The organism is Streptomyces sp. GC420 (assembly GCF_009916105.1).
In the GTDB taxonomy this organism is placed as follows: domain Bacteria; phylum Actinomycetota; class Actinomycetes; order Streptomycetales; family Streptomycetaceae; genus Streptomyces.
The window spans coordinates 1-5586 of sequence record NZ_JAAAXQ010000452.1; the positions used below are offsets into that span (position 1 = coordinate 1).

The 5586-nt window shown below is 72.1% G+C and carries 4 protein-coding genes and 2 pseudogenes; 5 read left to right on the plus strand and 1 reads right to left on the minus strand.

Annotation, left to right across the window (positions count from 1 at the left end):
• Nucleotides 1–5: 5 nt before the first annotated feature.
• The 4 genes and pseudogenes from GUY61_RS42015 to rsgA all read left to right on the plus strand — a co-directional run.
• Nucleotides 6–92 (plus strand): annotated as a pseudogene (locus tag GUY61_RS42015) (hypothetical protein); the annotation flags it as partial.
• A 125-nt stretch (nt 93–217) separates the two neighbouring features.
• Complete coding sequence (locus GUY61_RS33720) at nt 218–1162, plus strand: carbohydrate deacetylase (RefSeq protein WP_166634127.1); 945 nt, start codon at nt 218–220, stop codon at nt 1160–1162.
• 21 nt (nt 1163–1183) lie between these two features.
• Nucleotides 1184–3271, plus strand: a complete 2088-nt coding sequence (locus tag GUY61_RS33725) for a spermidine synthase (protein WP_166634128.1) — start codon at nt 1184–1186, stop codon at nt 3269–3271.
• Between the two features lie 206 nt (nt 3272–3477).
• Complete coding sequence (rsgA, locus tag GUY61_RS33730; protein ID WP_166634129.1) at nt 3478–4632, plus strand: ribosome small subunit-dependent GTPase A; 1155 nt, start codon at nt 3478–3480, stop codon at nt 4630–4632.
• A gap of 220 nt (nt 4633–4852) precedes the next feature.
• On the opposite strand, the gene GUY61_RS33735 is transcribed toward rsgA, so the two are convergent.
• Entirely contained in the window at nt 4853–5176 is a 324-nt protein-coding gene (locus GUY61_RS33735) for a DUF456 family protein (RefSeq protein ID WP_166634130.1), read from the minus strand.
• A gap of 164 nt (nt 5177–5340) precedes the next feature.
• On the opposite strand from GUY61_RS33735, the pseudogene GUY61_RS33740 reads away from it, so the two are divergent.
• Nucleotides 5341–5586, plus strand: a pseudogene (locus tag GUY61_RS33740) (hypothetical protein); the annotation flags it as partial.

The following is a 5586-nucleotide window of genomic DNA, read 5'->3' on the forward strand; positions in this document are numbered from 1 at the left end:
AGATCATGCTGCTGTCGCTGGACGACGAGTCCGGCCAGGCCAAGGAGCGGCAGCACGCGGCCTGGGCGGTCGCCGGCGGCACCCTGCTGGAACTGGTCCTGGCCGGGCGTGTGTCGGTTTCCGCCGGCCGCGACCGTTCCGGACGCTTCTCCGACCGGCTCCGACCGCCGTGGGAAAAGCCGTTTGTCCCGGCCGTCCGCACACGCACACTGAGGCGATGGACGACCCCGTCACCGCACCACTGTCGAGCGAACTGCTCGGATTCCCGCCCGGCGCCCGCGTTCTCGTCGTCAACTGCGACGACCTCGGAATGTACGACGCGGTCAACGCCGGAATCATCGACGCCGTCACGAACGGCATCGCCACCTCGTGCAGCCTGATGGTCCCGTGCCCGGCGGCCGCCGACGCCCTGCGGCTGCTGCGCCGGCACCCGGAAATCCCCTTCGGAATTCATCTCACCCTGATCCGCGACACCCCCGGCCTGCCCTGGGGGCCGCTGAGTCCGAGGGAGAAAGTGCCCTCGCTGCTCGACGCGAACGGCGAACTCTTCTGCCAATCCGGGATTCCCGAGCTGCTCGCCAGGGCGCGCCCGGACGACATCGCGCGCGAATTCCGCGCCCAGATCGAGGCGGTGTCCGGGGCGGGCCGGGCCCCGACCCACCTGGACTGGCACTGCCTCGCCGACGGCGGACGCGAGGACATCCTCGACCTGACCATGGCGCTGGCGGCCGAATACGGCCTGGCGGTACGCGTCTGGCTCGACCCGGGGCGCGCCGCCGCACGGCGCCGCGGCCTGCCCGTGGTCGACAACGATTTCCTGGACAGCTTCTCCCTGGGCGCCGACGGCAGGCAGGCCCGCTGCGCCGCCCTGCTGCGCGCGCTGCCGGCCGGGCTGAGCGAGTGGGCGATGCATCCCGCCCTCGGCGCCGAGGAGGCGAGGGCCGCCGACGGCGGCCGGCGCGTGCGCAGCGGCGACCACGCGTTCCTCACCTCGCCCGAGGCCCGCGACATCCTCCGCCAGGAGGGAATCATCCTGACCGACCACCGGGCCGCCCGGCGAATCTGGTCCGCCCGGAACACAGCACCCTGGCACCGGGAAAACACGACCGGGCAACCCCGCCACGGCCGCCACCCCCGGGGGGAAATGCTCGACTCCTCGTGACGGAAATGGCACGGTGCCGCCATGTCATACGGCGCCGGCACATCACGAGTCCGCGGAAAACTCCTCCTGGCCAGTGCGACGATGCTGTTCGTCGAATTGGCGCTCATCCGATGGACGGGCGCCAACATCGTCCATCTGAGTTATTTCTCGAACTTCGTCCTGCTCGGGTCCTTTCTCGGAATCGGCCTCGGATTCCTCCTTCCCGCGCAGCGAGGGAAATGGCTGAAACGCTGGGCGCCCGTGCCACTGGCCCTGCTCGTCGTCCTTGTGCGGGAGTTCCCGGTCCAGGTCCAGCAGAAGAGCGGCGAGGTCATCTACTTCACCGCCGTGAAGACCACGGGACTGCCCGAGTGGGTCACGCTCCCGGCGATCTTCCTGCTGGTCGCCGTCGTGATGGCCGCCATCGGCAAGATCACCGCCGATCTGTTCCGGCAGCTGCCCTCCCTCGAGGCCTACCGCTACGACCTCCTCGGCTCCCTCACCGGCTCCGTCGCGTTCGCGCTGCTGTCCTGGGCCAGCGCACCCTCCGTCGTCTGGGGTGTGATCGCCGCGGCGGCGATGCTCGTGCTCGGCGGGTTCGGCAACAGCGTCCGCTACGGGATCCCGCTGGCCGCGATGGTCGCCGCGCTCGCGCTGGAGTCGATGGCGCCGGGCATCCTCTGGTCGCCGTACTACAAGCTCGAGGTCAAGCGCCCCGAGGCCGGCAGCAGCACCCGGATGTACAAGATCTCCGCCAACGGCGTACCGCACCAGAGCATCGCGCCGCTCAGCGTCCTGATGAGGCCCGACTCGCCCTACAACCGGCCGTACCTGGAGACCCCGGACAACCCCCACCGCCGCGTCCTCGTCATCGGCGCGGGCAACGGCAACGACGTCGCCGTCGCCCTGGCCAACGGCGCGGAGCACGTGGACGCCGTGGAGATCGACCCGCGGCTCCAGCAGGTCGGCGCCGAACGGCACCCGGCCAAGCCGTACGACGACCCCAGGGTGCACGTCCACATCGACGACGGGCGGGCCTTCCTGGAGCGCACCGGCACGAAGTACGACCTGATCGTCCTGGCCCTGCCCGACTCACTGACCCTGGTGTCCGGCGCCAGCAACCTGCGGCTGGAGAGCTACCTCTTCACCCAGGAGGCCTTCGAGTCGGCCCACCGGCACCTCACGCCCGACGGCGCCTTCGCGATGTACAACTACTACCGCAAGGACTGGCTGATCGACCGCTATGCCGGCAGCCTCACCAATGTCTTCGGCCAGCCGCCCTGCATGACCGAGTACAGCGGCAGCAAGGCGGCCATCCTCGTGGCAGGCCGGACGCCCGAGGCCCAGGACTGCCGGAGCACCTGGCAGGCGAGCGGCACCGTGCCGCCGCCCGCCACCGACGACCACCCCTTCCCGTACCTGCTGCACCGCACCGTCCCCAGCCTCTACGTCGGCGCGCTCGGCGCGATCCTGGTGGTGACGTTCCTGTCGGTGCGGATCGCGGGGGTGCGGCTGCGGCGCACCGTCCGCTACGCCGACATGTTCCTGCTGGGCGCCGCGTTCATGCTGCTCGAGACGAAGAGCGTCATCGGCTTCGCCCTCTACTTCGGCACCACCTGGCTGGTCAACGCCCTCGTCTTCATCGGGGTCCTGCTCGCCGTCCTCGCGGCCGTGGAGGTTCGCCGCCGGGTGCGCCGCCCGAACAGGGCCCTCATGCAGGGACTGCTCTTCGCCAGCCTGGCCGTCGCCTGGCTCGTGCCCGCCGACTTCGTCCTGTCCCTGCCCTTCGCGGGGCGGCTCGCCGCGGCCGTCGCGCTGGCCTTCGCACCGATCTTCTGCGCCAACCTCATCTTCTCCGACCGGCTGGCGGCCGCCTCCGACCCGACCTCGGCCTTCGGCGCCAACCTGCTGGGTGCGCTCGTCGGAGGCGCCCTCGAATACCTCGCGCTCGTCACCGGCTACCAGGCACTGCTCCTGGTCGTGGCCGCCCTGTACGCCGCGGCCTGCGTCGTCGTGCACGTCGTCGGCAACCGCCCGCCGGACTCCTCCGGGCCCGCCGAGCCGGTGTCCGTGCCGCTGGATCCGGTACCCAGGGAAAACGCCTGGCGGACCCCCGGGGCATCCGCGTAAGGTGATCCCGTACTCGCACGGCGGCCGGCGGCCGCCGTGCGCATCCGAGAGCGAAGCGAACCGGGAGGTGTGAACGATGGCTGTCATCGAGCTGGGCGCTGCCCGCATTCAGGACTTCATCCATTCCACTCCCGCGGCCACCGGCTGACCTTCTCTCTCCTCGCGCGCCGAGCGCGTGCCGGGCCGCCCTGCGAAGGGTCACCCCCTTGTCCTCCTCTTTCTCCCCGTCCTCCTCCTCTTCCCCGTCATCCCCGTCATCCTCTTCCCCGTCGTCCTCGTCCGCGCAGGTCCTCGCACCGTACGGCTGGGACGAGAGGTGGGCGGAGGAGTTCGCCCCGTACGGCGCGCAGGGCCTGGTGCCCGGCCGTGTCGTACGGGTCGACCGCGGCCGGTGCGACCTCGTCACCCCCGACGGCCCGGTCCGTGCGGACACGGCCTTCGTCACCCCGCACGACCCGATGCGGGTCATCTGCACCGGTGACTGGGCGGCGGTCGAAGCGGACGGCAACCCCCGCTACGTACGGGCCTACCTGCCGCGCCGCACCGCCTTCGTACGCAACACCTCCACCAGCCGTTCCGAGGGCCAGATCCTCGCGGCCAACGTCGACCACGCGGTGATCGCCGTCTCCCTCGCCGCCGAACTCGACCTCGGCCGTATCGAGCGGTTCCTCGCCCTCGCCTGGGAGAGCGGGGCGCAGCCGCTGGTCCTCCTCACCAAGGCGGACCTGGCACCCGACCCCGCCGTCCTCGGCCATCTCGTCGCGGACGTCGAGACCACGGCGCCCGGCGTCCAGGTGCTGCCCGTCAGCGCGGCGACGGGGGAGGGCATCGACGTCCTGGCCGCCGTCGTCGGCGGCGGCACGAGCGTGCTGCTCGGGCAGTCGGGCGCGGGCAAGTCCACGCTCGCCAACGCGCTGCTCGGCGAGGAGGCCATGGCCGTGCAGGCCGTGCGCGACATCGACGGCAAGGGGCGGCACACCACGACCACCCGCAATCTGCTGCCGCTGCCCGGCGGTGGAGTCCTCATCGACACGCCCGGGCTGCGCGGAGTGGGCCTGTGGGACGCCGAGACCGGCGTCAACCAGGTCTTCTCCGAGATCGACGCACTCGCCCAGGGCTGCCGTTTCCATGACTGCGCCCATGATTCGGAGCCGGGCTGCGCGGTACTCGCGGCCGTGGAGGACGGCAGCCTGCCCCAGCGCCGCCTGGACAGCTACCGCAAGCTGCTGCGCGAGAACCAGCGGATCGTCGCCAAGACCGACGCCCGGATGCGGGCAGAGATCCGCCGCGAATGGAAGCTGAAGCACGCGGTGGGACGGGCGGCGATGGAAGCGAAGCGGGGGCGCCTGCCGCGCGGGTAGCCCCGGCGAGGATCCCGGTGGTCCCGTCCCGCTTGTGACGGGGCGGGCGGGGCCACCGGGCCCGTTGTGCAGCCGGCTGCGGGGGCCGGCCCGAGCACGTGCCGACGGGCGGGCCGGTCCGGTGCCGAGCATGCGCGGGCGGGGCCGGTGCCGAGCATGCGCGGGCGGGGCCGGTGCCGAGCATGCGCGGGCGGGCCGGGCACGCGGCGGTGGGCAGGGCTCAGGTCCAGGCGGCCACACCGGCCCAGCCGGAGACGACCACCAGGCAGAGACAGAACTCCACCCGCATCCCCAGGGGAGTGGGCCTGTGCGCGCCCGGCTCACCCGCCCGCAGCGCCGGGATCTTCCGCTTCAGCTCCAGATTGAGCAGCAGCAGCCCGGACGCGCCCGCGAGGAACCACCAGCCCGGCTCCGAGGCCTCCTCCAGCGCCCACCACAGCACCGCCGCCCACACGGTGGCCGGTGCGGGAACGCCGGGCACGAACACCCCGGCCAGCCCTGTCAGCATCACCAGCGTCACAAGGAGGAGCGGCCACCCACTCATGGCCCCAGCGTGCCGTACTCCTCCGGGCCCCGCAGATCAGGTCCGCGTGCCCCGAACCGGGGCCGGGCGCAACGGGCGGGGCCGTTCGACGCGGTTTCGACTTGCGCGGGCCGGACTTTGCGGATGTCCGCTTTCGCGTGGCCGGAGCGGTGGACAATAAGGGCATGAGCCAGCAGGGGGAGAGGCGCGCCGGCCACGAGGACGACTGGTGGCGCCAGTTGTACGACGAGACCAGCCCCGACACCGACCCCACACCCACCCCCGACACCGTCGACGACCGCTTCACCTCCGCCGCGGACACCCTGCACCCCACGGATGCGGGCTCCCCGGCAGCCGGGGACGCGGCTGCCGGTACGGAGTCCGTGCCGCCGCCCCGGCACCCGGGCATGCCGGGCCGGGCACCCTGGGAG

Coding starts and splice junctions, on each gene's coding strand:
- GUY61_RS33720 (WP_166634127.1), top strand. CDS start 218: ATGGACGACCCCGTCACCGCACCACTGTCGAGCGAACTGCTCGGATTC.
- GUY61_RS33735 (WP_166634130.1), bottom strand. CDS start 5,176: ATGAGTGGGTGGCCGCTCCTCCTTGTGACGCTGGTGATGCTGACAGGG.
- GUY61_RS33725 (WP_166634128.1), top strand. CDS start 1,184: ATGTCATACGGCGCCGGCACATCACGAGTCCGCGGAAAACTCCTCCTG.